This is a genomic window from Streptacidiphilus sp. BW17 (genome assembly GCF_041262485.1).
GTDB lineage: Bacteria > Actinomycetota > Actinomycetes > Streptomycetales > Streptomycetaceae > Streptacidiphilus.
In genome coordinates this window covers 151,433-175,838 of record NZ_JBGCCR010000014.1, presented here as the reverse complement: position 1 = coordinate 175,838, position 24,406 = coordinate 151,433, and the positions used below count along the sequence as shown (strand labels likewise).

Below are 24,406 nucleotides of genomic sequence, written 5' to 3'. Positions count from 1 at the left end.
CGCGGGGGCCGTGGACGGCGATGTAGTCGTGCGGGTCGGCCGCACCCCACGGCGCGACCGGACCCGGCCGCCCGTGACAGCCCTGCGCGTCGAAAGCACTGCCGCTCATCAGGACTCCTCCTGCTCGGACTGCTGGGACTGCTGGGACTGCTCGAACCGCTCGGAACCCTGCTCTGACTGCTCGAAGTTGGTGAGGTAGCCGCAGGCGCGTGCCTTCTCCAGCGCGGCCTCCCGGGCGCCGGGCGCGTCCAGCGGGCCGTCGACCAGCCCCGCGAAGCCGACCGCGACACGCTCGCCGCCGATCGGCACAAGCCCGACCTCGACCACCGCACCCGCATCGAACCGCACCGAGGACCCCGCGGGAACCGCCAACCGCATCCCGTACGCCGCGGCCCGGTCGAACGCCAACCGCGGGTTGGCCTCGAAGAAGTGGAAGTGCGAGGTCACCGTCACCGGTACCACCGCCGTGTTCCGCACCACCACCAGCACCACCGGCTCCGCCGGCTCGTAGCCGACACCCTCACCCGGCAGTGCGGCACCCGGCGCATCCGCGCCCAGCGAGCCCTCACCCCGGAACGGGTCGTCGATCACACACAACCGCGTCCCGTCCTCGAACACCGCCTCCACCTGAAGCGTCGTCACCACATCCACCACACCCGGCAACACATCCCCGGCCGACAACACCGTGCGCCCGGCCTCGATCGCCTCCGCCAACCGCCGCCCGTCCCGAGCCGCCTCACACACCGTGTCCGCAATCAACGCCGTCGCCTCCGGCACATTCAGCCGCAACCCACGCGCGCGGCGCGCCCGGGCCAGTTCTGCCGCGGTGAACAGCAACAGCCGGTCCCGTTCCGTCGGTGTCAGTCGCACGGTTCCTCGCAGGTGGTGAGTCGGCAGGTGGGTTCAGTCGTGGTTTAGAACGCCGTTCAAACTTTTCTGGAATTGAACCTCGCGGACGCCCCCGTGTCCAGCCCGTCCAGCACCCGGACATGCGGAAGCACCCGCCCGGACCAGCCCGGACGGGTGCTTCACTCGATGCCGAAGGCTCTGCGGCTACGCCCCCAGTACCGCCTCGCGGCGTTCGAACCAGGCCAGGGTGTCGGCGATGCCCTGCTCCAGCGACAGCTCCGCGCGCCAGTCGAGCAGCTGCTCGGCCTTAGCCGTGCGCGAGAACGCGCCCGCGTTGTCTCCCGGGCGGCGCGGGGCCTCCTCGGTCGACATCCGGTCGCCGGTGACCGCCTCGAAGGCCGCGACCAGCTCGCGCACGGTGGTGCCGCGCCCGGTGCCCAGGTTCAGCACCTCGTAGGAGCCCGCACTGTCCGGCGGCAGCACCACGTCGAAGCGGTCCAGTGCCGCCACATGGGCCCGCGCCAGGTCCCAGACGTGGACGTAGTCGCGGATGCCGCTACCGTCGCGAGTCGGCCAGTCGGTGCCGGTCAGCAGGAACGGTGTGTCCGCGCGCCGCGCCTGGACCAGTTTGCCCAGCGCGTGCGAGGGGACCGGCGTCTGCAGGCCGGTGCGCAGCGCCGGATCGGCACCGATCGGGTTGAAGTAGCGCAGCGACAGCACCCGCAGCGAGCTGGCCTCGGCGGTGTCCTTGAAGATCAGCTCCGTCAGCATCTTGGTGCGTGCGTAGGGGGAGAGGGGGTCGAGCTCGGAGGTCTCGTCCACCGAGAAGTCCTCGCCCGGCCGGTAGATCGACGCCGACGAGCTGAACAGCAGCCGCTCGCAGCCGTTGCGCTGCAGGTGCTCGACCAGGGCGACGGTCTTGGCGACGTTCTCCCGGTAGTAGTGCAGCGGGGCGGACACCGACTCCGGTACCACGATCAGGGCCGCGCAGTGGATGGTCGCCGCGATGTCGGGGTGGTCGGCGAAGACCTGGTCGACCAGCTCGCCGTCGGCGATGTCCCCCTCGTAGAACGCCCGTCCCTCGGTGAACTCGCGCCGTCCCGTCACCAGGCTGTCCAGAATCACCGGCGTGATCCCCGCGTCCAGGCAGGCTGAGGCGACGGTGCTGCCGATGAAACCCGCTCCACCGGTGATCAGTGCCTTCATCAGTTCGTTCCCCCTCTGTTCGTGCACCAGCAGGTTCCATCCCCGTGAACCCGCCTCGACGGTCCTGACGAACTGGAGTTCGTGATGGTTCCGTGATCGGGAGGAAATCGCCCGGTGACCCACCTGCGGAGAACGGAAGGGCGCGCCTCCATTGCCGCCTACCCGTTCATCCGACAGGATGAAGTCCGGATATTCACCCCAGTTCGCCCGCCTACCCGCTGACAGCCGGACGAACGGGCCGGACCGCTTCGCTGCGCACCCTTACGCAGACGCAGGGCAGGAGAACGATGGCGCCTAGGCCGCAGCCGCCGCGGCTCCCGCAACCGCCTCATCAGCCGCCGTACTCCAACCAGTCGCCGGACTGGTTGGAGCCCGCGATGGCGGCCAACGGGATCGGTTCCTGGGACTGGGACATCCGAGCCGACCGGCTGGTGTGCGACGACCGCGCGCTGGCGATCCTCGGTCTGGAGGAGCTCGGCCCCGCCGGAGGCGGCGCGGACGACGGCGAGGAACCGGCGATCACGGCCGAGCAGTTCCTGGCGCTGCTCCACCCCGAGGACGCCGTCGTGGTCCGCCGTCGCGTCGAACGCGCCGTCGCCTCGCTGGGCCAGTGCGGCGCGTACTACCGGACCGTCTTCCCCAGCGGCGAGCTGCACGCAGTCCGCTTCCGCGGCCGGGTGCTGGCCGACGAGGACGGCAGGCCCGCCCATATGGTCGGCTTCGTCTGGGACGCCACCGTCGAGCTCGTCAAGCGCCGCCGCGCCGACCGCGCCGCCACCGTCCGCGAGGAGCGCACGCTCTTCATCCGCGAGGCCGCCAAGGCCCTCTCGGAGGCGGTCACCACCGCCGATGTCGCCCGTGTCTTCACCGAGCTGCCGTTGCCGGGCATCCCGCCGGACGGGCTGATCCTGGCCGTACTGGAGAACGGCAGGATCCAGATCCTCGCCGCCTCCGGCTACGACGGTGACTCCCGTCCGCCGCACGACCACGTCCCGCTCGACGCCGACCATCCGGCGGCGCTCGCGCTGCGCACCCGCACGCCCGTCTTTCTGGCCAGCCAGCATGAGTACCGGCAGCGGTTCCCCGCCGCCTGGGCCCCCGTCGTCGGGCACCCCAAGCACGCCTGGGCCTTCCTGCCGCTGGTGGCCAGTGGCCGCCCGATCGGCGTCTGCCTGGTCAGCTTCGACGAGGACCACGCCCTCGACCACGAGGAGCGGACCCTGCTCACCACGCTGGGCGGCATGGTCGCCCAGTCCCTCGCCCGCGCCCGGCTCCACGACGCCGAGCACGAGCTGGCCGCGGGCCTGCAGCGGGTGCTGCTGCCGCGCCGGGTCCCGCCGGTGCCGGGCTTCGACAGCGCCGTCCGCTACCTCCCGGCCGGGACCGGCCTGCAGATCGGCGGCGACTGGTACGACGTCGTCCCGCTGCCCAGCGGCCACGTCGGCGTGGTCATCGGCGACGTGCAGGGCCACGACGTGCATGCGGCGGGCGTGATGGGTCAGCTCCGGATCGCGCTGCGCGCCTACGCGGCGGAGGGCCACCCGCCGGCCGCGGTGATGTCCCGCGCGTCACGCTTCCTGGCGGACCTGGACACCGGCCACTTCGCCACCTGCCTCTACGCCGAGGTCAACGTCGACTACGGCGTCGTCTACGCCGTCCGGGCGGGCCACCTCGACCCGCTGGTCCGTCGCGCCGACGGCAGTGCGACCGTGCAGCACATCGCGGGCGGCCTGCCGCTGGGCGTGGACCCCGAGCAGGGCTACCCGGTCACCCGCTTCGGCCTCGACCCCGGCGAGGTGCTGCTGCTCTGTACCGACGGCCTGGTCGAGACCCGCAGGATCGACCTCGACGAGGGTATGGAGCGCTTGCGGCGGGTGTTCGCCGCACGGGGCGCGGACCTCGGTGCGGGTCTGGACAAGGACCTCGGCGCGCTGGCCGACCGGATCGCCTGCGCGGCAGCGGACAGCCACGAGCGGGACGACGACATCGCCCTCCTGCTGCTCCGCTGGGAGGGCCCCGCGGACACCCGCGCCCGCCGGCAGCTGCGCCGCAGGATCGCCCAGGCCGACCTCGACCAGATCGCGGAGCTCCGCGCGGAGCTCCGCGACGCGGCGCGGCGGTGGGGCGTCGGCGACCTGTCCGACACGGTGGAACTGCTGACCTCGGAGCTGATCACCAACGCCCTCGTCCACACGGACCGCGACGCGATGCTGACGGCCCGTCTCTTCCACGACTCGGAGAGCGGGCGACTGCGCCTCCGGATCGAGGTGGAGGACGAGTCGGACCAGTGGCCCAAGCGCAGGACGCCTGGCGAGCAGGCGTCGTCCGGACGCGGGTTGATGCTGGTCGAGGCGCTGAGCGACGCCTGGGGCGTCGAGCCCAACGGCAGCGGTAAGCGGATGTGGTTCGAACTGCTGAGTGCGGAGCAGTAGTTGCAACCTCCAGGGGCAACTTCCCCACTGCCGAAGACGGACCGTACGCGCCAAGGACTTACCGTCAGCCGTAAAGCTTCTCCAGGTCCTTGAGCTTCTGCTCCAGCGAATCCCACGCGTTCGGGCGCTGCATGGTGACCGTGTCGTCCTCTGCGGTGAGGTCGTAGACCCCGCCGTTCCGGGCCTCGGGAGAGGCCACTATCGCGGGCTCCCCGGGGTTCGACTCCCGCAGCCCTGGCCTGGGCAACTGCGGGACCCGGCCGCGCGGCGCGCCGTTGTTGTTGCCGCTGCCGAGCGCGCGGAGCGGCTCGGCAGCGGCAGCCCCCCTGCGCGCGTCGCGTTCGCGGAGCTTCGTGCGGCGGTCCTCGCGGACCTCGTCGACGGCCTCGTCCAGGCTGCGGACGTTCTCCAGCAGCATCAGCGACCACGCCGCGTACGTCTCGCGCGGGGCGCGCACCCAGCGGACCACGCGGATCTGGGGGAGCGGGCGCGGCACCAGGCCCTGCTCGCGCAGCGCCGCCTTGCGGGTCTGCTTGAGGGCGCGGTCGAAGAGGATCGCCGCCGAGAGCGACATGCCCGCGAAGAACTGCGGTGCGCCGTTGTGGTCGATACCGCGCGGGGCGTGGACCCAGTTGAACCAGGCGGAGGCCGCCGCGAACATCCAGACCAGGCTGCGGGAACCGAGTGCCGCGTCGCCGTGGCTGGCCTCGCGGACCGCGAGCACCGAGCAGAACATGGCCGCGCCGTCCAGACCGAACGGGACCAGGTACTCCCAGCCGCCGGAGAGGCCGAGGTTCTGCACGCCGAAGCCGACCAGGCCGTGGAAGGAGAGCGCCCCGGCCACCGCCGCGCAGCAGAAGAGCAGCAGGTAGGACGCGGATCCGTAAACCGTCTCCTTGCGGAGCCGGCGTTCCTCGCTGCGTTCCCAGCTGTCCTCGGACTTGGCACGGCCGAGCCGGGACCGCAGCACCATCAGCAGCACCGCCACCAGCAGCAGCATGGCTGTGAGCGCGAGGAACCAGCCCAGCGCACTGTCGCTCATTCTCATCGTCGCCTCGTCTCCTCCCACCCCGGTAGGCGTCCGAGGCGGATCCATCCTTACGGAGCCCAAGAGTCGATCGTGTGGTTTTGGGACCGATACACCAGGACGAGTGACGATTGGCAACTGCCGTGTCTGATCGTGCTATTACCGCATTTCTCGACGGCGGGCTCAGTCGAAGGTGAGCCAGACCGGCGTGCCCGAGAAGGCCCGCACCAACCGCTGCGCCTGCGCGCGCAGTTGTGCAGCCTCCGCCGCCGGGGAGACCTCGGCGAGGGTGGCCAGCGCGGGCGCGATGCCGATGGCGAAGCCGGTCTCCTCGCGCAGCCGGAGCGACTCCGCATACCCGTGCCGGGCCCCGGCCGTGTTGCCGTCCTCCTGGGCGATCGCGGCCAGGTGCCGCCAGGTGTAGGAGAGCAGGTGCGCGTCCTGCTGCTGCTCCGCGCCGGCGTGGGCGCGGCGGTAGGCGGTGCGCGCGGAGGTGACGTCCTCCAGCAGGGCGTGGGCGATCAGGCCGCGGCGGAAGTCCAGCAGCGGCCGGGACGGGTCGTCCGGCGGCAGCAGCGCGGAGGAGCGGCCCAGCGCGGCCTTCGCCTCGTCCAGGCGGTCGTGGACCTTCAACAGCGTTGCGCCGTAGGCGAGGAAGCCACGGGCGCAGGCGGCCTCGGCCCGTTCGTGGTTGCTCCGGGCGACGGCCTCGGCGGCCCGCAGCGCGGCCTCCGCCTCGTCCCAGCCGTGTCCGGTGAAGAAGGCCGCCTCGATGAGCAGTTCGGCGCGCTGGATCGCGTCCGCGGGGCCGGTGCCGAGCAGGTCCGCCGCCGCCTCCCAGCAGCCGCGCGACCGCAGCAACCAGATCCGCTCGTCCGTGTCCCCACCCCCGCCGGTCGCCTGCTGATCACCTGTTGTCCGCCGGGCCGTACGCTGCTGGGTCGCTCGCCGTTCGGACAAGGACACGCCATCGCCCCTCACTGCGACCGTCGTCGATCGCCTTTGGTTGCCCTCGGTGACGGTCATTCAACACGCGGGCGGCGAGGCGCACCAGATCACGGGCGCGAGGAGTTGCGTACCAGTTCACGTGCGGCGGTGTTGACCGCCTGCGGCATGCCGGTGAGGTCCAGTTCGAAGAGCGCGACGAGCAACTGGTCGGCCCGGTTGCGGGCCTCCAGCGAGTACCCGGCCAGGGTGAACATGGCCGGCTGCAGCTCGTCCCCGTGGAGGGTGTTGAGCCAGAGGCACTCGACGGCGCGCAGGTCGGCCGGCTCGGTCCAGGTGTCCACCTGGGCCACGATGGTGGTGCCGAGCAGGCAGACGCCCTCGCGGTCCTGGGAGTCGGAGACCTCCAGCTCGCCGAAGCCGAGCCACTCCAGGTACCGGGCCGACGCCACCACGGCGTCGTCGGAGGTCCGCACCGGGTGCGGCAGGAACGGCTTCCGCGCCACCGCGCGCGGGTGCGGGCCGCCCTGCCCGGACTGGACCTGCGCGCCCAGCGACGGCGACGGCCGCCCCGGCGCGATCGGCGGCACCGGCGCCACGGGCGGCACCGCGCCGCTGACCGGCGTCGGCCGCCGCGCGGTGTCGACGGGCAGCCGCACGGTCGCGCCACAGTTGCACGTGAACTCGGGCTGCGGCCACTGCTCGGAGCGTCCGCAGGAGGGGCAGCGCATGCTCAGCCAGGAGTCCTCCCAGGAGCGGAACCGCACCTGGACCGGAACGCCGCCGCGCAGCAGCGGGATCTTCAACGCCGCCCCGCACGGGCACGGGAAGACGGGCGGCTCGTACGCGTGTTCCCGGCGGCAGGACGGACAGCGGACGGGCTTGGGTGTACCTGTCATGAGGGACCGTCCGTTTCGTTCGATGCGCCAACCGGGCGCCGTCACAACAGACTACGCACGGGACGCCGTGGGGGTTCCATGGTCGCCCATCCTCGGCGCGAGCGGAACGCGGAAGCTCGCCAGAATCACCTGACAACGTCATCCGGCATGTTCCAGGGCGCCCTTCGGCTCCGCTCGACCGCCGCGTCCACCACAGATTCGACCGCCGATTCGACCGGCGCTTCCACCCGGGCTTCAACCGCCGATGGCCGACATCGGGCGTGCCGGCTGCCGGAAGTCGGCGCTGTTGATCGCATGTCCCGGTCCCTTGCCCGCGACGCTGGCGCGCCAGGCGGCCTCGACCTCCGCGTCGTCGGCGCCGCCCCGCAGCAGCGCGCGCAGGTCGGACTCCTCGCTCGCGAAGAGGCAGTTGCGCAGCTGCCCGTCGGCGGTGAGCCGCACCCGGTCGCAGCCGCCGCAGAACGGGCGGGTGACGCTGGCGATCACGCCGACGACGGCGTCCGTGCCCTCGATCCGCCACTGCTCGGCGGGCGCGTTGGCGTCCCGGCCCGCGTCGGCGCGCGGCACCGGGCGCAGCGTGAAGACGCGCCCGAGCTCCTGCAGGATCTCGTCCGCGGTGACCATCCGCGCCCGGTCCCAGGCACCCTGCGCGTCCAGCGGCATCGACTCGATGAACCGGAGCCGGTAGCCGTTCTCGACCGCCCAGACGGCGAGGTCGGTGATCTCGTCGTCGTTGACGCCGCGCACCGGCACGGCGTTGACCTTGACCGGATCCAGCCCGGCCGCGTGGGCGGCGGCGAGGCCGTCGAGCACGTCGGCGAGCCGGTCGCGCCGGGTGATCTCACGGAACCGGTCCCGGCGCAGCGTGTCCAGACTGACGTTGACCCGGCTGAGGCCCGCGGCCTGCAGCGCGTGCGCCTGGCGGGCCAGCCCGATGCCGTTGGTGGTCAGCGACAGCTCCGGGGCGTCCGGCAGTGCGGTGAAGCGGCCCACCAACTCCGGCAGTCCGCGCCGCAGCAGCGGCTCGCCGCCGGTGAGACGCAGTGAGCGGATGCCGAGGCGGGACGTGGCGATCCGCACCAGCCGCAGCAGCTCGTCGTCGGTCAGCAGGTCCGGCTTGGGCAGCCAGTCCAGGCCCTCGGCGGGCATGCAGTAGGTGCAGCGCAGGTTGCAGCGGTCGGTCAGGGACACCCGCAGATCGGTGTGGACCCGGCCGAACCGGTCCAGCAGGGGTGCGGCATGGGTGGGGATCGTGCGCTGCATCGGCCCAGTAGAACCGCCGGACCGACCGCCGGTCCAGCGGGTGAAGCCCCGGTGAACGCCGCAGGTGCGCGAGCCCTCCTCGTACGATCATCCAAGCCCGCGCGGCGGTGCGGTTCGCCATGCTTGAGGCATGAGCTCCGGACTTCTCCTGGCGGCGGGCGGCGGTCGCCGCATGGGCAACCGACCCAAGGCGCTGTTGCCCTATCGGGGACGCCCGATGATCGAGCACGCACTGGGCGTGCTGCGGGCGGGCGGCTGCACCCGGCTCCGCGTCGTGCTGGGCGCGTCCGCGCAAGAGGTGTTGCGCACCGCGGAGTTGGGCGACGCGGAGGTCGTCCTCAATCCGGACTGGGCGTCAGGGATGGGTTCGTCGCTGCGGGCAGGCCTGGACGGCTTGGACAGCCTGGGCGGCATGGACGGCTTGGACTGCTTGGACGATGCGGGCATCGACGGGGTTCTGGTCGGCCTGGTCGACACCCCCGGCGTCACGGCGGAGGCGGTCCGCCGAGTCCTCGGCAGCGGCGCGGAGTTGGCCGCGGCGAGCTACGCGGGGGAGCGGGGCCACCCCGTCTACCTCGCCCGCCGCTTCTTCGCGGAGGCGCGGGAGGGCGCGGTCGGCGACGCGGGCGCGCGGCGGCTCCTGCGAGCCCATGCGGGGGAGTTGGTCCTCGTCGAGTGCGGCGACGTGGCAGCCCCGGACGATGTCGACACCCCGGAACAGTTCGCCGCACTCTCCCAGCGGGGCGCGGGGCTCTGAACCAGTGCAACGTCCCCGCGCCTGAAGGCTTGCTCAGCCGCTCGACATGAGCGCAGCGCCGAGGCGCGTAGCGATCTCCTTCATCTCCGGGATCAGCGCCCGCGCTCCCGCTCGGGATTCCAGGGCGCGCACCCGCGCCTCCGGGCCGGAGATGGAGAGGGCTGTCGGTGTCGGCGCGCCCGGGACGACGACGGCGATGCAACGCACGCCGATCTCCTGCTCCTGGTCGTCCACGGCATAGCCGTCCCGCCGGGCCTCCTCGAACTGGTCGAGCAGCGCCACCGGCGAGGTCACGGTGTGCACGGTGTGCGCGGCAAGCGGGCCGGTGCCGAGGACGGCGACGGCCTCGTGCTGGGGGAGCTGCGCCAGCAGCACCTTGCCGACGGCGGTGCAGTGCGGCTGCACCCTGCGGCCGACCTCGGTGAACATCCGCATCGAGTGCCGTGAGGGCACCTGGCCGACGTAGACGACCTCGCCCGCCTCCAGAACCGCCAGGTTCGCCGTCTCGCCGGTGGTCTCCATCAGCTCGCCCAGGAACGGCCGGGCCCAGCTGCCCAGCAGGCGACCCGCCGTCTCGCCGAGACGGATCAGGCGCGGGCCCAAGGTGTAGCGTCGAGCCGTGTCCTGACGGACGTACCCCTGCTGTACGAGCGTGCGGACCAGGCGGTGGATCGTGGGCATGGGCAGGCCCGAGGCCGTGGCCAGGTCGCTGAGCGTGCTGACGCCGCCGGCCTCGGCGAGCACTTCGAGCAGTTGGAAGGCGCGCTCGACCGACTGGACGCCGCCGGCGCGGTCGGCGGCGGTGGCACCCGGTGTGACCTGGGCGTCGAGCGGGGTGGATGACGTCACCACAACAGCCTTCCTGGCAGGGGGCGGCAAGCTAACTCAACAAAGTGTTGAATTTCTGTATCGCGGAAACTAGCCTCCACCTTACAGAAGCGAAGCGCACCGTCAGGGCGCTTTCGATCATCCGCATCTTCTGAGTCTGAACGAGGAGCCCGTGTCCATGGGTGCAGCACAGGAATCCGTCAGCGAACCTCCACTCGCCGGGGTCGAGGTCACCGGCCCGGACGTCGACCGTGGGGACGAGGTGCTGACCCCGGCCGCACTGGCCTTCGTGGCCGATCTGCACCGCCGTTTCAACCCCCGCCGCCGTGAGCTGCTGGCACTGCGGAAGGAGCGTCGCGCCCGGATCGCCGAGACCGGGACGCTCGGCTTCCTTCCGGAGACCGCGGGTGTCCGCGCCGCCGAGTGGCAGGTCGCCCCGGCGCCACGCGCGCTGAACGACCGCCGCGTCGAGATCACCGGTCCGACCGACCGGAAGATGGCGATCAACGCCCTCAACTCCGGTGCCAAGGTCTGGCTTGCCGACTTCGAGGACGCCACCTCGCCGAGCTGGCGCAATGTCGTCGAGGGCCAGATCAACCTCACCGACGCGCTCGCGCGGCAGATCGACTTCACCACTCCCGAGGGCAAGAGCTACGCGCTCAAGCCGGACGCCGAGCTGGCCACCATCGTGGTCCGCCCGCGTGGCTGGCACCTGGAGGAGGCCCACCTCACCGTCGACGGCGAGCCGGTGGCCGGCGCGTTCTTCGACTTCGGCCTGTACTTCTTCCGCAACGCCGCCCGACTGCTGGCCCGTGGCGAGCAGGACCCCAACTCCGGCCCGTACTTCTACCTGCCGAAGACCGAGAGCCACCTGGAGGCGCGCCTCTGGAACGACGTCTTCGCGCACGCCCAGGCGGCGCTCGGGATCCCGCGCGGCACCATCCGCGCGACCGTGCTGATCGAGACGATCACCGCCGCGTTCGAGATGGAGGAGATCCTCTACGAGCTGCGCGAGCACGCCGCCGGCCTCAACGCGGGCCGCTGGGACTACCTGTTCTCCATCGTCAAGAACTTCCGCGACGCCGGTGAGCGCTACGTTCTGCCGGACCGCAACAGCGTGGGCATGACCTCGCCGTTCATGCGCGCGTACACCCAGCTCCTGGTGCAGACGTGCCACCGGCGCGGTGCGCACGCCATCGGCGGCATGGCCGCCTTCATCCCCTCCCGCCGTGACCCCGAGGTCAACGCCGCCGCCCTGACGAAGGTCCAGGCGGACAAGGACCGTGAGGCCGCCAACGGCTTCGACGGCTCCTGGGTGGCCCACCCGGACCTGGTCCCGGTCTGCCGCACGGCGTTCGACGCGGTTCTGGGGGACGCGCCGAACCAGAAGCAGGTCGTGCCCGCGGGCGAGGTGACCGGCGCACAGCTGCTGGACATCGCGGCGGCGGGCGGCAGTTGCACCCGCGTCGGCCTGCACAACGCGGTCCAGGTCGGCATCCGCTACATCGAGGCGTGGCTGCGCGGTCTGGGCGCGGTGGCGATCTTCAACATGATGGAGGACGCCGCCACCGCCGAGATCTCCCGCTCGCAGATCTGGCAGTGGATCCACAACGACGTGGTGCTCGCCGACACCGACGAGAAGGTCACCGAGGAGCTGGTCCGTCAGCTCGTCGCCACCGAACTCGCAGAGCTCCGTGCCGAGTTGGGCGAGGAGACGTTCGCGGCCGGCCGCTGGGCCGACGCGGCGCGGCTCTTCGAGGAGGTCTCGCTCGCGGCCGACTTCGCGGACTTCCTCACGCTTCCGGGATACAGCCTGCTCTAGCCCTGCTGTAGGGGCCCGGCTGTAGTCCCGGTCAAGAACAGCGGCGTCTCGCGCATACCTGGGGAGGTCCTGCGCGAGGCGCCGCTTATATGCATGTCGTGAGACGGAAGCTCTCAGCGGCGCGGGTCGAGCACCAGCTTGCCCGTGGTGGCCCGGGAGCGGAGCGCCTCGTGCACCAGGCGCGCGTCCGACAGCGGGAAGGTGCCGCCGACCTGCGGCTTGAGCTCGCCCGTCGCGACCAGCCGCAGCAGCTCCGCCATCGGCTCCGCGTGCAGGTCGGCGCGGCCGAGCGCGTGCATCAGCCAGAAGCCCACGACGGCGCGCGAGCGGCCCATCAGCGCGGCCGGGCTCAGTGGCTGCGGGTCCTGACGGGACGCCAGGCCGTAGGTGACCAGTCGGCCGAACGGCGCCAGCGCGGCCAGCGAGGCGTCGAAGACCGGGCCGCCGGTCATCTCCAGTACGATGTCGACCTTCTGGCCGCCGTTGGCCTCGACCAGTCGCTCCTTGAGGCCCTCCGGGTCCGCGTCGAGCGCCTCGTCCGCGCCGAGGGAGAGGGCGAGTTCGCGCTTCTCCTTGGTCGACGCGGTCGCGATGATCCGGCCCGCACCGAAGCGGCGGGCCAGCTGGACGGCGAGCGAGCCGGTGCCTCCGGCCGCCGCGTGGACGACGACGGACTCGCCGGGCGCGATCCGCGCCGAGGTGCGCAGCAGGTTCCACGCCGTGAGGCCCTGGACGACCAGGGCGAGCGCGGCGGCGTCGGAGACCTCGTCCGGGACCTCGGTCGCCATCGGCGCCCAGGCGCAGGCGCGTTCGGCGTAGCCGCCGGTGGCGGTGAGCGCGACGACGCGGCGACCGTCCTGGTCCCGGCCGACGACCTCGCCGCCCGGGATCATCGGCAGCGTGCTGCGGGACAGGTAGGAGTCCTCCACGGCGTGGGTGTCCGCGTAGTTGACCCCGGAGCCGTCCACCTCGATCAGCAACTGCCCCGGCTGCGGCTCCGGATCGGGCACCTCGGCCAGGCGCAGGACCTCGGGGCCGCCGAACTCGGTGATCTGGATCGCCTTCATGTGCACAGACTCCCTACCTACCCGCAAGTAACTCAGTGGTGCCCAACATACTCGCTGGTATGTCGCGAGGGAACCGGTCTGTTGCCGAACCCGCTCACGGCAGCCCACAGCGGTCGAGCAGCTCGTGCAGCCTCGGTGCGGGCTGCGCCGGGTTGGCCGCGACACTCTCGGCGCTATCGGGCCGGTCGAGCAGGTCGACCAGCAGGTCCTGCGGCAGCAGCGGATTGGCGGCGAACTCGCGGCGCACCTGCTCGCTGCTGTCGTCGAGGAGGGCGAGCGGCGGCTTCGCCAGGGTGGGATCGGCGGCGGCGAGCGCACGCACCTCGGGGTCGGCGTGGTCGAGCAGGTGGGCCAGCCCGGTGCGCGGCAGCCGGGAGAGCGTGCGAAGGTAGGCGCGCAGGCGCGGCGCGGCGAGGAACGCCTCCAAGACGGTGGACGGCGGCGCGAGCGGATGGTTGCAGGCCAGCAGGATCCGCACGTCCGCGTCGGGGTCCTCGGCCAGGCGCGCGACGACGGCCTCCGGGAGCTGGTGACACGTCGCCGCGACCCGGCGGAGCAGCGGGTGCTCGGATCCGGCGCACGCCTCGTACCAGCTCGGGTCCGGTTCGAAGAACGCCTCGCCGACGTAGCCGACCTGCTCGGCCGAGTGACCGACGACCCGGTCGATGGCGTTCCGCTGCGGCCAGGTGCGCGGCAGCGGGTGTCGGGTCGCCCGGATCCGCACCGCCTCCTCCGGGTCGGCGGCGAGCTCGGCAAGCAGTGCGGGACCGAGATCGGCACGGGCCGCAACCCGCTCCCGCACCTCTGGGTTGGGACAGCGGGCCAGCCGGGCGACTGCGTCGGCGGGGGTGTGCGGGTTGTAGGCGAGCGCCCAAAGGTCCCGTCCCTCGGCGAGACACCGCTCGGCCACTGCGGGGGCGACGGCGTGGTTGGTGAGCAGCCACGACCGGTGGTGGCTGTTCTGCTCCCCGAGATCTGCCGCCATGGCGTCCGGGTCGAGCACGCGACTGTTCTCGTGTGCCGCCTGACGGACCGACGGATCGGGGTCCGCCAGCAGCGCCTCCCGCTGCTTCGGGGTGAGCCAGAGCCAGTGCCCGGTGGCGCGGGCGCGCAGCACGGGGTCCGGGTGGTCGGGCAGCCGACGGCGGAAGGCGTGCGGAATCTGCCCGGAGAACTCCAGGTCATCCCGGATCTCGTCGGCGGTCACCAGCCGGCTCGGGTCGTCGTTCCGCGCGGTGAGAAAGGTGATCAGCACGTCGTCCGGCAGCGGCTCGGCCGGTCCCAGGCGGGGGTGCGGCCCGGCGGCGAGGGATGCGCGGACCAGTGAGTCCAGGTCGTCGACCAGTCGGCCGCGCTGCGCAGCCGGAAGGTGCCGGTTGCGGGCCAGGGCCCGGCGCACGCCGCGGTCCCGGTGGACGACCGCCGCCTCGACGAAGTCCGCGGGCAGTGCGCGTTGCCCGCAGAGCAGGGGCCACACCTCGCGCGCTGCCGGGTCGAGCATCCTCAGCAGCACGTCCGTGGGAGCTGCGGGGTTGGCGGCGGCGCCGCGCAGCCAGAGCTCGGGGAGGGGGTTGGCAGGCGACACCGGCACATCATGACAAGTGATCGTTTCCCGCGCACTCGCGCATCCGGGCGATTTCCCGCAGGTGGGGCCCCTGGAGAACAGGCCCCGCACACGCCGGAGCCCCGGACCCTCGCCGTGGGTCCGGGGCTCCGGTCCTCCGCACGGCGAGCGTGCGGAGGAGCCCGGGCCGCGCACCGTCCCAGCGCGCGCCCGGAGTTCAGAGAGGTGGTGCCAGTTCAGAGGTGGTGCGAAGGGAGAGGCGACGCGGCCGGATCAGCCGCGCGAGGCGAGCTCCTTGGCCGCGTCGGCGCAGGCCTTGGCGATGCGGTCCTCGTTCACCCGGGTGAGCGTGCCGTTCTCGACGACCGGACGGCCGTTGACCAGCAGCAGGGAGAGCGGCGGCAGCGCGCCCATGACCAGCGCGGCGACCGGGTCGGCGATCGACGAGTGCATGATGCCGTCGACCTTCCACAGCGCCAGGTCGGCCAGCTTGCCGACCTCGACGGAGCCGATCTCGGCCTGGCGGCCCAGCACGCGGGCGCCGCCCATGGTGCCGAGGCGCAGCGTCTGGCGCGCGGTGAGCGCGTCGGGGCGGCCGTGGAGGCGGTTGATCAGCAGCGCGTTGCGCAGCTCGGTGCCGAGCTCGCCGGACTCGTTGGAGGCGGTGCCGTCGACGCCCAGGCCGACCGGTACGCCGGCCGCCAGCATGTCGGGGACGCGGGCGATGCCGGCCGCGAGACGGGCGTTGGAGGACGGGCAGTGCGCGACGCCGGTGCCGGTCTCGGCGAACTTCTTGATGTCGGAGTCGTTCATGTGGACGCAGTGCGCCATCCACACGTCCTCACCGAGCCAGCCGACCGACTCGAAGTAGTCGGTCGGGCCCATGCCGAACAGCTCCTTGCAGAACTGCTCCTCCTCGGCCGTCTCCGAGCCGTGGGTGTGCAGTCGGACGCCCTTGCGTCGGGCCAGCTCGGCGGCCTCCTTCATCAGCTCCGTGGTCACCGAGAACGGCGAGCAGGGGGCGATGGCGACGTGCAGCATCGAGCCGAAGGAGGCGTCGTGCCACTTGTCTACGGCCGCCTCGGAGGCGATCAGGATCTCCTCGGTCTTCTCCACCGCGTGGTCCGGCGGCAGGCCGCCGTCGCTCTTGCCGCGGGACATCGAGCCGCGCAGCGCGGTGAAGCGCATGCCGAGCTCGGCGACGCCCTCGATCGAGGCGCCGAGGATGTCACCGCCGTCCTGCGGGAACACGTAGTGGTGGTCCGAGGCGGTGGTACAGCCGGACTTGAGCAGCGCGGCGGCCGAACCCTGGGTGGCGGCGTGGACGAGCTTGGCGTCGATCCGCGACCAGGTCGGGTAGAGCGCGACCAGCCAGTCGAACAGGATGTTGTCCTGGGCGAGGCCGCGGGTGATCCACTGGTAGAAGTGGTGGTGCGTGTTGACCAGACCGGGGGTGACCAGGTGCCCCTCGGCGTTGATCCGGCGGACGACGTTGTCGAGCCATGCGGGGGCGGGGCCCTCGCCCACGGACTCGATCACGTTGTCGGCGATCACGACGTGGCCACGCGTGTACTCGGTGTCCAGCGCGTCCACGGTGGCGATCGCGGCGTTCTCGATGACGATGCGCTCGACCTGGCGGCCTGCGGTGGGATCGGTCATCTGTGGTGCTCCTCGGCGGCTTCGGGAGGCGCAGGGGCGTGGCTTCTCGGTGCCGCTGCCCGCTGCGCTCTCGCCCTTGGAAGGGATACCGCCGTCGGGTGGTGCTGCCCAGGGCGGGACGGCGGGAGAATCCCTGGGGTCGAGCTCTTCGGTTGTCGGGAGGGTCAGGCCACCGGGATGACCGGGGTGACGCCCTCGCGGTGCACGGAGCCCTCGATGAGACCGTACATCCGGTCTGCAGCGTAGTAGACCTCGTTGTCGTTCTCCATACCGAACGGGTCCAGATCCACGAGGAAGTGGTGCTTGTTCGGCAGCTCGAGGCGGACCTCGTCGACCTCGGAGCGGTTGTTCAGCACCCGGGTGCCCATGGAGTACAGGGTCTGCTGCAGCGAGTACGAGTAGGTCTCCGCGAAGGCCTCCAGCATGTGCTTGCGCACCTGCGCGTAGGAGCGGTCCCAGTTGGGCTCCGCCTCGTTGTCGACGCCGGTGAAGCCGAACTTCCAGCGCGCGGTGACCTGGGTGGCCAGGATCCGGTCGTACGCCTCCTTGAGGGTGGTGTACTCGTCCTTGATGTAGCCCCAGAACTCCGAGTTGGTGGAGTTCATCACGACCAGGTCCTTCAGACCGGAGATGATCTGGAAGCCGGTGCCGTCGTAGATGATCTCGGAGGTGCGGACCTCGGTGTTGCGGCGGACGAAGGAGTGGCCGACCTCCTGGCTGCCGATGAACCGGGCGTTGTTGTCCGGGATCGCGATGCGGTCCCAGACGTACTCCTCGACGCGGATCCGGGCGCGGTGGATCGACGGGGTGTCGTCCACGAAGTGGCGGGCCAGGAGTATGCCGAAGTTCTCCGGCGACTGGATGCCGAACTTCTTGGCGTAGGCGAACACGGTGTTCTTGGTCGTGTCCGTGGGCAGGCAGTTCGCGTTCGAGCCGGTCAGGTGGACGTCGTCCAGGTCGCCGGAGAGGGCGACGGAGACGTTCAGGTCCCGGATCTCGTGGCGGTTGCCGTTGCGGGTGATCCGTACGACGCGGTTCTCCGCCTTGCCGTACTGGTTCTGGCCGAGCACGTGGGCCATGGTTTTAGCTCCCTCGGTAGACGGAGTACCCGAACGGATTGAGCAGCAGGGGTACGTGGTAGTGGGCTTGGGCCGGGTCGACGTCGAAGACGATGACGACCTCGGGGAAGAAGGCGCCGGCGGTGGTGAACCGGAGACGCAGCACGGTGCCGGAGGTGAGATCCGGGACCGGAAGGTCCTTGCAGCGGCCGTCGGCGTCGGTGGTGGAGGCCCCGAGGGCCTTCCACGCGCCGTCGACCTGCTGGGCCAGCTCGACCGGGACGCCCTGCGCGGGCTTCCCGGAGCTGGTGTCCAGCACATGGGTGGAGATGGAGGTCATGTCGTCCTCACGGGATGGCCTGGGCGGTGGTGGCCGGTGACAGCCGGGGGCGGCGGCGTCGGGCCGCACGGCCCTGGACCGCCGGGGGTGGCGGACCGTCAGCTCTCGTCGAGCAGGCGGTCGATGCGAATGTCGTTGATCTTGCCGAGCTCGCCCCGGACGATCTCCCGCTCGGTGTCGGGGTCGTTCGGGAAGCGCTCGCCCAGCGCCGCGAGCATGGTCTCGGCGGTGCGACCGGTGGCGCAGATCAGGAAGACGTGGCCGAACTTCTCCTCGTAGGAGGCGTTCGCGGCCGCAAGGGAGTCCAGCAGCTCCTGCTGGGCGCCCTGGACGCCGGCCTGCTCGCGCTCGGAGGTGGCGTCGCCCTGCTTGGGCGTGCCGATCCGGGCGTGGCCGGCCATGGCGTCGTGCAGGTCGCCCGCTCCCAGGGCGGCCATCGCGTTGGCGTTGGCGCTGTGGAAGGCGACCCGGTCACGGAAGGGTCGGGAAAGCCGGACCAGCTTGGCCCAGGTGGGGCTGGAGCAGATCTCCAGCAGCAGAGCGTCCAGCTCGCCGTCCTCGGCCGCGTTGAAGCGGTCGAGGGAGGTTGGTGCCGGGGTGGCGGGTTGGGTCACTCGGGACCTCCAAAAGTGGGTGCCACGAGAAACGTAGGAGCCGCCACCCCTGATCGTCAACAGTTTGTTGAATAAAACCGCCGGGCTGTCGCCCGAAGGGACGTCTCGCGGGGTCCGCGCCCTGCACCGCCCCGGCTCAGTCCTGCTTTCCGTTCGTCTGCTGGCGGTTGAGGTAGTTGTAGACGGTGAACCGGCTGACGCCGAGTGCCGCCGCCACCGTCTCCACGCCGTGCCGGACCGTGAACGCGCCGCGCTCCTCCAGTAGGGCGACCACGCGCTGCTTGCCTGCCCGGTCCAGCTCGGTCAGCTCGCCGCCGCCGAACTGACGCTTGACGTCCGCCAGCAGCCGGTCGAGCGCACTCTCCAGGCCGGGCAGGCGCACCGCCACGGCGGGAGAACCCTCCCACTCCAGCAGCACGTCGTCGGGGCGCGCCTCGGCGACCTCGAACGCGCTGCCGCCCACTGCGTCGAGCAGTGGCTTGATGGCTATCGCCAGCGGGTGCTGCTCTCCGTTCATCCCGCTCCCTCCCCGCTGTCCGTGGAATCCGTCGGGGTCGTCGGGGCGTCCGCAAGCGGCTCGCCGTTCTCGGCAAGAACGCTCACCTGGAGCGAGATCCGGGTGGCCCCGTGGGCCAGGGTCTCGCGCACCAGGCGGTCGATCGCCTCGAGCGTCTGCTCGCGCTCGCCCTCGGCACTGGTGCCGAACGGGCCGACCTCGACGCTGAGCCCGGCGTCGTCGACCACGCGCCGGGCTGTCTTCGCATGTTCCGGAAAGCCGTCCAGCTCGAACGGCTCGGTCGTGAACTCCACCTTCAATCGCACGCCCGAAGCGTATCCGCGAAACGCGAGTTGCGGACCATCCCCTTGACAAAGTGTTGAAGGCTCGTGGCATAGTTTCGTCAAGCAGAAAACATCTTCCGCATAGTGGAATCAGCGGAACTCGTGAACTCGTGGAACCTGGTGATGGCATGACCGCCACTGCGCAGAGCTGGCTGAGCCAGCGCTGGACCGTGAACCTCTCGATCCTCTTCACCGAGCTGCCGCTGGTGGAGCGTCCCGCCGCGGCCAAGGCCGCCGGTTTCGACGCCGCCGAACTGTGGTGGACCCTCGACGGCCCCACCCCGCCTCAGGCCGACCTCGACGCCCTGCGCTCCGCGTTCGTGGACGCCGGCGTCCAGCTGACCGGCCTCAACTTCGACGCCGGCAACATGGCCGGCGGTGACAAGGGCCTGCTGTCGCGTCCCGCCGACTCGCAGCAGTTCCGCGACAACATCGCGGTGGCGGTCGGCCTGGCCGACTCCCTCGGCTGCAAGGCGCTCAACGCGCTCTACGGCAACCGCGTGGACGACGTACCGGTGAGCGTCCAGGACGAACTCGCCCTGGAGAACCTCGCGCTGGCTGCGCAGGCCGCGCACGGCATCGGCGCGGTCCTGCTGGTCGAGGCGCTGAACGCGCCGGAGGCGCCGCAGTACGGGCTGCTGTCGTCGAAGGACGCCGTCGCGGTGGTGGACGCGGTCAACAAGGCCACCGGCCTCGGGAACACGAAGTTCCTCTGCGACCTGTACCACCTGGCGCGCAACGGCGAGGACCTCGCCGCGGTGATCGCGGACTACGCGGACCGCATCGGCCACGTACAGATCGCCGATGTGCCGGGCCGCAACTACCCGGGTTCGGGTGAGCTCGACTTCCCCGGCCTTCTGGGCCAGTTGGACGCCGTTGGTTACGAAGGCTACATCGGCCTGGAGTACAAGCCCGTTGCGGGCGTGGCCTCGGCCGACTCCTTCGAGTGGCTTCCGCGCGAGCTGCGCCGCAGCGCTCGCTGACTTTGCCGGCCGCGCGGCAACCCAGGCGCGGCGCACCACACGACTTGCACCTTCCCCCCGGAGGAGAACTCCAATGAGCACCACCTCGCGCCGGATCGCCTTCATCGGCCTCGGCATCATGGGCAGCCCGATGGCCGCCAACCTCGTCAAGGCCGGCCACAGCGTCACCGGGTACAACCTGGTCCAGGCGCCGATCGACAAGCTGATCGCCGACGGCGGCAAGGGCGCGGCGTCCATCGCCGAGGCCGTCAAGGACGCCGAGATCGTCATCACGATGGTCCCGGCCGACCCACAGGTCGAGGCCGTGTACTTCGGTGAGGACGGCGTGCTCGACAACGCCGCCGCCGGTGCGCTCCTCATCGACATGTCCTCGGTGACCCCGCAGATCTCGCAGCGCGTCGCCGCCGCCGCCAAGGAGAAGGGCCTGCGTTCCATCGACGCCCCCGTCTCCGGTGGCGAGGCCGGCGCCATCGAGGGCGTGCTCTCGATCATGGTCGGTGGCGAGCGCGCCGACTTCGACGAGGCCGAGCCCGTCCTGAAGGTGCTGGGCACCACCGTCGCCCTGGTCGGCCCGTCCGGCTCCGGCCAGACCGTCAAGGTCGCCAACCAGCTGATCGTCGCCGTCAACATCCAGGCGTGCGCCGAGGCCGTGGTCTTCCTGGAGAAGTCCGGCGTGGACCTCGAGGTCGCCCTCGACGTGCTCAACGGCGGCCTGGCCGGCTCGACCGTGCTGACCCGCAAGAAGAACAACTTCCTGAAGCGCGACTTCGCGCCGGGCTTCCGCCTCGACCTGCACCACAAGGACATGGGCAACCTGCTGTCCGCCGCGCGTGCCGTCGAGGTCCCGCTGCCCACCGCGGCGCTGGTCGCCGACTTCATCACCGCGATGCGCAACGCCGGCGACGGCGGGCTGGACCACTCCGCCCTGCTGCGCAACCTGGAGCGCCTGTCCGGAAAGGTCAAGTGACATGGCACGGATGACCGCGGCCGAGGCCGCCGTTGAGATCCTCAAGCGTGAGGGCGCGACCAACCTGTTCGGCCTGCCCGGCGCTGCGATCAACCCCTTCTACTCCGCGATGCGCAAGCGCGGCGGCCTGCACCACACGCTGGCCCGCCACGTCGAGGGCGCGTCCCACATGGCCGAGGGCTACACCCGGGCCGAGGCCGGCAACATCGGTGTCTGCATCGGGACTTCGGGCCCGGCCGGGACCGACATGATCACCGGTCTCTACTCCGCCAGCGCGGACTCGATCCCGATCCTCTGCATCACCGGCCAGGCCCCCGTGGCCAAGCTGCACAAGGAGGACTTCCAGGCGGTCGACATCGCGTCCATCGCGAAGCCGCTGACGAAGATGGCCGTCACCGTGCTGGAGCCGGCCCAGGTGCCGGGTGCCTTCCAGCAGGCCTTCCACCTGATGCGCTCCGGTCGTCCCGGCCCGGTCCTGATCGACCTGCCGATCGACGTGCAGATGGCGGAGATCGAGTTCGACATCGACACCTACGAGCCGCTGCCGGTCTACAAGCCGTCCGCGACCCGTGCCCAGGTGGAGAAGGCGCTCGACCTGCTCCAGGCGAGCGAGCGTCCGCTGATCGTCGCCGGTGGCGGCATCATCAACGCCGACGCGGCCGACCTGCTGGTCGAGTTCGCCGAGCTGACCGGCGTCCCGGTCGTTCCGACCCTGATGGGCTGGGGCACCATTCCGGACGACCACCCGCTCACCGCGGGCATGGTCGGCCTGCAGACCTCGCACCGCTACGGCAATGCGACGCTGCTGGAGTCGGACTTCGTGATCGGCATCGGCAACCGCTGGGCCAACCGCCACACCGGCAACACCGACATCTACACGGCCGGTCGCAAGATCGTCCACGTCGACATCGAGCCGACCCAGATCGGGCGCGTCTTCGCCCCCGACTACGGCATCGTCTCGGACGCCAAGGCCGCCCTGGAGCTGTTCGTCCAGGTCGCCCGGGAGCGCAAGGCGGCGTCGCTGCTCAAGGACTACAGCACCTGGGCCGCGTCCTGCCAGGAGCGCAAGGCGACGCTGCTGCGCAAGACCCACTTCGACAACGTGCCGGTCAAGCCGCAGCGTGTCTACGAGGAGATGAACAAGGCGTTCGGGCGCGACGCCCGCTACGTCACCACCATCGGCCTCTCGCAGATCCAGGCCGCGCAGATGCTCCACGTCTACAAGGAGCGGCACTGGATCAACGCCGGTCAGGCGGGCCCGCTGGGCTGGACCGTCCCGGCCGCGCTCGGTGTCGCCACCGCGGTGCCGGACGAGACCGTCGTCGCGCTCTCGGGTGACTACGACTTCCAGTTCATGATCGAAGAGCTGGCGGTCGGGGCGCAGTTCAACATCGGCTACGTCCACGTGGTCGTGAACAACGCCTACCTGGGCCTGATCCGTCAGGCGCAGCGCAACTTCGACATGGACTACTGCGTCCAGCTGTCCTTCGACAACATCAACGCTCCCGAGGTCAACGGCTACGGCGTGGACCACGTCAAGGTCGCCGAGGGCCTGGGCTGCAAGGCGATCCGGGTCTTCGAGCCCGGCGAGATCGCCGGCGCCCTGGAGCAGGCGAAGAAGCTGGTCGCCGAGTTCAAGGTCCCGGTCATCGTCGAGGTCATCCTGGAGCGGGTCACCAACGTCTCCATGTCCGGTGCCGACATCGACAAGGTCAACGAGTTCGAGGAGCTCGCGACCGAGCCCGGCGACGCGCCCACCGCTCTTCTCGGCGGCTGACGCGCGGTTCTAGTCTCCTCCCGGCGGCGTGATCCATCCGGTCGTGCCCGCGCCGCCGGGAGGTACTCCTCAATGAACACCGAACACGAAGGTGAGGCTGTCATGACGCAGAACCACACGACCCGAGGACAGGGCCACGTGGTGATCGCGCCCGACAAGTTCAAGGGCAGCCTCACCGGGTCCGAGGCGGCGGAGCACATCGCCGCCGGCGTGCGGCGCGCCCGTCCGGACGTCGAGGTGCGCACGCTGCCCGTCGCCGACGGCGGCGAGGGAACGGTCCTGGCGGCGGTCGCGGCGGGTTTCACCGCTGTGCCGACGCTGGTCTCCGGTCCCACCGGCGAGCAGGTCGAGGCGGTCTTCGCGGTCCAGGAGACGACCGCGGTGATCGAGGCGGCCCAGGCCAGCGGCCTGCAGCTGCTCCCTGGCGGGGTCAAGGCCCCGCTCACAGCGGGCAGTTACGGCACCGGCCAACTGATCCGCCGGGCCATCGACCTCGGCTGTACGAAGATCGTGCTCGGGCTGGGCGGCGTCGCCTGCACCGACGGCGGCGCGGGCCTGGCCCAGGCGCTCGGCGTGCGGCTGCTGGACGCCACCGGCCAGGAGCTGCCGCCCGGGGGAGCGGCACTGGCCCGCCTGGACTCGGTCGACCCGGGTCCGCTGGCGGACACTCTCTCCGGCGTCGAGTTCGTCGTCGCCAGCGATGTCGACAACCCCCTCCTCGGGGAGCGCGGCGCGCCCGCGGTCTACGGACCGCAGAAGGGCGCGACGCCGGACGACGTCGCCGAGCTCGACGCTGCACTGGCCCACTGGGCCGACCATGTCGCGAAGCTGACCGGCTCCGACCTGCGGGACGCGCCCGGCGCGGGCGCCGCGGGCGGCCTCGGCTTCGGCGCGCTGGCCCTCTTGGGGGCCTCTCTACGGCCCGGGATCGCGCTTCTGCTCGATCTCCTGGGCTTCGACCGGGCGGTGCGGGGAGCCCGCCTGGTCGTGACCGGCGAAGGTTGCCTGGACGTGCAGACCCTGCACGGAAAGGCGCCCGCCGGGGTCGCCGAGGCGGCGACCGGGGCGGGAGTCCCGGTCGCAGCCGTGGCCGGCCTGCTGGAGCTCAGTGAGGAACAGTGGCGCGCCGCGGGGTTTGTCGCTGCCCTTTCGCTCTCCGAGCTGGCCGGCCCCGGCGGTGACAGTCTCACCCGCGCCGCGGAACTGGCGGAGCTGGCTGGGGAGCGGCTCGCCGTCCAGCTCCTCGGCGCGGGCTGAGACGACCGCCCCTTCGGGGCATATTTCGCAGACTTTTCGTTGCACTGCCTCAGGGGCGCGAGGAACTGCGCGGCAAGCCATCCTGGGTGGTGAGTCGCCGTGCGAGCAGGACCATCCGCACTCGATGGTCGCTCGCGCAGTTCCTCGCGCCCCTGATGGATCCGTAGGTTCGCCCGAATCCGTCCGGAAACAACCCTTCAACAACTCGTTGAAAGAAACCGTTGACGTTTTGTTGAAGGCGACCATAGGCTC

At 71.2% G+C, this 24,406-nt stretch carries 21 protein-coding genes and 1 pseudogene; 7 read left to right on the top strand and 15 right to left on the bottom strand.

Going from position 1 to position 24,406, the window contains the following annotated elements; translation table 11 throughout:
* Positions 1–108: 108 nt before the first annotated feature.
* On the bottom strand, positions 109–870 hold the full coding sequence (gene ureA, locus ABH940_RS19500; RefSeq protein WP_370105844.1) for an urease subunit gamma: 762 nt from the start codon (positions 868–870) through the stop codon (positions 109–111).
* A gap of 183 nt (positions 871–1,053) precedes the next feature.
* Positions 1,054–2,055: a UDP-glucose 4-epimerase GalE gene (gene galE / locus ABH940_RS19495; protein WP_370072760.1), complete on the bottom strand. Its 1,002-nt coding sequence runs from the start codon at positions 2,053–2,055 to the stop codon at positions 1,054–1,056.
* A gap of 287 nt (positions 2,056–2,342) precedes the next feature.
* On the opposite strand from galE, the gene ABH940_RS19490 reads away from it, so the two are divergent.
* Complete coding sequence (locus ABH940_RS19490) at positions 2,343–4,487, top strand: SpoIIE family protein phosphatase (protein WP_370072759.1); 2,145 nt, start codon at positions 2,343–2,345, stop codon at positions 4,485–4,487.
* A gap of 64 nt (positions 4,488–4,551) precedes the next feature.
* Here ABH940_RS19490 and ABH940_RS19485 read toward each other — a convergent pair whose 3' ends face one another.
* The 4 genes from ABH940_RS19485 to moaA all read right to left on the bottom strand — a co-directional run bounded on the left by ABH940_RS19485 (position 4,552) and on the right by moaA (position 8,621).
* The gene (locus ABH940_RS19485) at positions 4,552–5,535 is read right to left on the bottom strand and encodes a DUF2637 domain-containing protein (RefSeq protein WP_370072758.1); all 984 of its coding nucleotides are present in this window, start codon (positions 5,533–5,535) and stop codon (positions 4,552–4,554) included.
* Between the two features lie 162 nt (positions 5,536–5,697).
* Entirely contained in the window at positions 5,698–6,480 is a 783-nt protein-coding gene (locus ABH940_RS19480; RefSeq protein ID WP_370072757.1) for a hypothetical protein, read from the bottom strand.
* Between the two features lie 89 nt (positions 6,481–6,569).
* On the bottom strand, positions 6,570–7,358 hold the full coding sequence (locus ABH940_RS19475) for a hypothetical protein (protein ID WP_370072756.1): 789 nt from the start codon (positions 7,356–7,358) through the stop codon (positions 6,570–6,572).
* Between the two features lie 234 nt (positions 7,359–7,592).
* Positions 7,593–8,621: a GTP 3',8-cyclase MoaA gene (gene moaA, locus ABH940_RS19470; RefSeq protein WP_370105842.1), complete on the bottom strand. Its 1,029-nt coding sequence runs from the start codon at positions 8,619–8,621 to the stop codon at positions 7,593–7,595.
* 130 nt (positions 8,622–8,751) lie between these two features.
* Between moaA and ABH940_RS19465 the strand changes: the two genes are divergently transcribed.
* Positions 8,752–9,378, top strand: a complete 627-nt coding sequence (locus ABH940_RS19465) for an NTP transferase domain-containing protein (protein WP_370072754.1) — start codon at positions 8,752–8,754, stop codon at positions 9,376–9,378.
* A 33-nt stretch (positions 9,379–9,411) separates the two neighbouring features.
* Here the strand turns inward: ABH940_RS19465 and ABH940_RS19460 are convergent, their stop codons facing one another.
* Positions 9,412–10,227 carry an IclR family transcriptional regulator gene (locus ABH940_RS19460; RefSeq protein ID WP_370072753.1) on the bottom strand — a complete coding sequence of 272 codons (816 nt, stop codon included), beginning with the start codon at positions 10,225–10,227 and terminating at the stop codon, positions 9,412–9,414.
* 157 nt (positions 10,228–10,384) lie between these two features.
* Here ABH940_RS19460 and aceB point away from each other — a divergent pair, with 157 nt between their 5' ends.
* Complete coding sequence (gene aceB / locus ABH940_RS19455; RefSeq protein ID WP_370105840.1) at positions 10,385–12,028, top strand: malate synthase A; 1,644 nt, start codon at positions 10,385–10,387, stop codon at positions 12,026–12,028.
* A 113-nt stretch (positions 12,029–12,141) separates the two neighbouring features.
* On the opposite strand, the gene ABH940_RS19450 is transcribed toward aceB, so the two are convergent.
* From ABH940_RS19450 to ABH940_RS19415, 8 genes are all read right to left on the bottom strand, one after another.
* The gene (locus ABH940_RS19450; protein ID WP_370105838.1) at positions 12,142–13,095 is read right to left on the bottom strand and encodes a zinc-binding alcohol dehydrogenase family protein; all 954 of its coding nucleotides are present in this window, start codon (positions 13,093–13,095) and stop codon (positions 12,142–12,144) included.
* A gap of 94 nt (positions 13,096–13,189) precedes the next feature.
* Entirely contained in the window at positions 13,190–14,680 is a 1,491-nt protein-coding gene (locus tag ABH940_RS19445; protein WP_370072750.1) for a hypothetical protein, read from the bottom strand.
* Between the two features lie 252 nt (positions 14,681–14,932).
* Positions 14,933–16,318 (bottom strand): 8-oxoguanine deaminase, encoded by a 1,386-nt coding sequence (locus ABH940_RS19440; protein ID WP_370105837.1) that lies wholly within the window; start codon positions 16,316–16,318, stop codon positions 14,933–14,935.
* 164 nt (positions 16,319–16,482) lie between these two features.
* Entirely contained in the window at positions 16,483–17,397 is a 915-nt protein-coding gene (gene pucL / locus ABH940_RS19435; RefSeq protein WP_370105836.1) for a factor-independent urate hydroxylase, read from the bottom strand.
* Positions 17,398–17,401: 4 nt separating this feature from the next.
* A complete protein-coding gene (gene uraH, locus ABH940_RS19430; protein ID WP_370072746.1) occupies positions 17,402–17,716 on the bottom strand; it encodes a hydroxyisourate hydrolase in 315 nt (104 codons plus the stop codon).
* Positions 17,717–17,814: 98 nt separating this feature from the next.
* Positions 17,815–18,330, bottom strand: coding sequence for a 2-oxo-4-hydroxy-4-carboxy-5-ureidoimidazoline decarboxylase (gene uraD / locus ABH940_RS19425; RefSeq protein WP_370072745.1), 516 nt, complete (start codon positions 18,328–18,330; stop codon positions 17,815–17,817).
* Positions 18,331–18,466: 136 nt separating this feature from the next.
* A complete protein-coding gene (locus tag ABH940_RS19420; protein ID WP_370072744.1) occupies positions 18,467–18,847 on the bottom strand; it encodes a helix-turn-helix domain-containing protein in 381 nt (126 codons plus the stop codon).
* Positions 18,844–19,152, bottom strand: a complete 309-nt coding sequence (locus tag ABH940_RS19415; RefSeq protein WP_370072743.1) for a thiamine-binding protein — start codon at positions 19,150–19,152, stop codon at positions 18,844–18,846. Before ABH940_RS19415 ends, ABH940_RS19420 begins: the two co-directional genes overlap by 4 nt.
* 146 nt (positions 19,153–19,298) lie before the next feature.
* Between ABH940_RS19415 and ABH940_RS19410 the strand changes: the two genes are divergently transcribed.
* The 4 genes and pseudogenes from ABH940_RS19410 (at position 19,299) to ABH940_RS19395 (ending at position 24,154) form a co-directional block, all read left to right on the top strand.
* A complete protein-coding gene (locus ABH940_RS19410) occupies positions 19,299–20,153 on the top strand; it encodes a TIM barrel protein (RefSeq protein ID WP_370072742.1) in 855 nt (284 codons plus the stop codon).
* Positions 20,154–20,199: 46 nt separating this feature from the next.
* Positions 20,200–21,120: pseudogene (locus tag ABH940_RS19405) on the top strand (2-hydroxy-3-oxopropionate reductase); the annotation flags it as partial.
* 1 nt (position 21,121) lies between these two features.
* On the top strand, positions 21,122–22,897 hold the full coding sequence (gcl, locus tag ABH940_RS19400) for a glyoxylate carboligase (protein ID WP_370072741.1): 1,776 nt from the start codon (positions 21,122–21,124) through the stop codon (positions 22,895–22,897).
* Between the two features lie 102 nt (positions 22,898–22,999).
* Positions 23,000–24,154: a glycerate kinase gene (locus ABH940_RS19395; protein ID WP_370072740.1), complete on the top strand. Its 1,155-nt coding sequence runs from the start codon at positions 23,000–23,002 to the stop codon at positions 24,152–24,154.
* Positions 24,155–24,406: the final 252 nt, after the last annotated feature.

What these genes read in the sequence shown, in the direction of transcription:
- galE (WP_370072760.1), bottom strand. Translation starts at nt 2,055, where the DNA reads ATGAAGGCACTGATCACCGGTGGAGCGGGTTTCATCGGCAGCACCGTC.
- ABH940_RS19490 (WP_370072759.1), top strand. Translation starts at nt 2,343, where the DNA reads ATGGCGCCTAGGCCGCAGCCGCCGCGGCTCCCGCAACCGCCTCATCAG.
- ABH940_RS19485 (WP_370072758.1), bottom strand. Translation starts at nt 5,535, where the DNA reads ATGAGAATGAGCGACAGTGCGCTGGGCTGGTTCCTCGCGCTCACAGCC.
- ABH940_RS19475 (WP_370072756.1), bottom strand. Translation starts at nt 7,358, where the DNA reads ATGACAGGTACACCCAAGCCCGTCCGCTGTCCGTCCTGCCGCCGGGAA.
- moaA (WP_370105842.1), bottom strand. Translation starts at nt 8,621, where the DNA reads ATGCAGCGCACGATCCCCACCCATGCCGCACCCCTGCTGGACCGGTTC.
- ABH940_RS19465 (WP_370072754.1), top strand. Translation starts at nt 8,752, where the DNA reads ATGAGCTCCGGACTTCTCCTGGCGGCGGGCGGCGGTCGCCGCATGGGC.
- aceB (WP_370105840.1), top strand. Translation starts at nt 10,385, where the DNA reads ATGGGTGCAGCACAGGAATCCGTCAGCGAACCTCCACTCGCCGGGGTC.
- ABH940_RS19450 (WP_370105838.1), bottom strand. Translation starts at nt 13,095, where the DNA reads ATGAAGGCGATCCAGATCACCGAGTTCGGCGGCCCCGAGGTCCTGCGC.
- ABH940_RS19440 (WP_370105837.1), bottom strand. Translation starts at nt 16,318, where the DNA reads ATGACCGATCCCACCGCAGGCCGCCAGGTCGAGCGCATCGTCATCGAG.
- pucL (WP_370105836.1), bottom strand. Translation starts at nt 17,397, where the DNA reads ATGGCCCACGTGCTCGGCCAGAACCAGTACGGCAAGGCGGAGAACCGC.
- uraH (WP_370072746.1), bottom strand. Translation starts at nt 17,716, where the DNA reads ATGACCTCCATCTCCACCCATGTGCTGGACACCAGCTCCGGGAAGCCC.
- ABH940_RS19420 (WP_370072744.1), bottom strand. Translation starts at nt 18,847, where the DNA reads ATGAACGGAGAGCAGCACCCGCTGGCGATAGCCATCAAGCCACTGCTC.
- ABH940_RS19410 (WP_370072742.1), top strand. Translation starts at nt 19,299, where the DNA reads ATGACCGCCACTGCGCAGAGCTGGCTGAGCCAGCGCTGGACCGTGAAC.
- gcl (WP_370072741.1), top strand. Translation starts at nt 21,122, where the DNA reads ATGGCACGGATGACCGCGGCCGAGGCCGCCGTTGAGATCCTCAAGCGT.
- ABH940_RS19395 (WP_370072740.1), top strand. Translation starts at nt 23,000, where the DNA reads ATGACGCAGAACCACACGACCCGAGGACAGGGCCACGTGGTGATCGCG.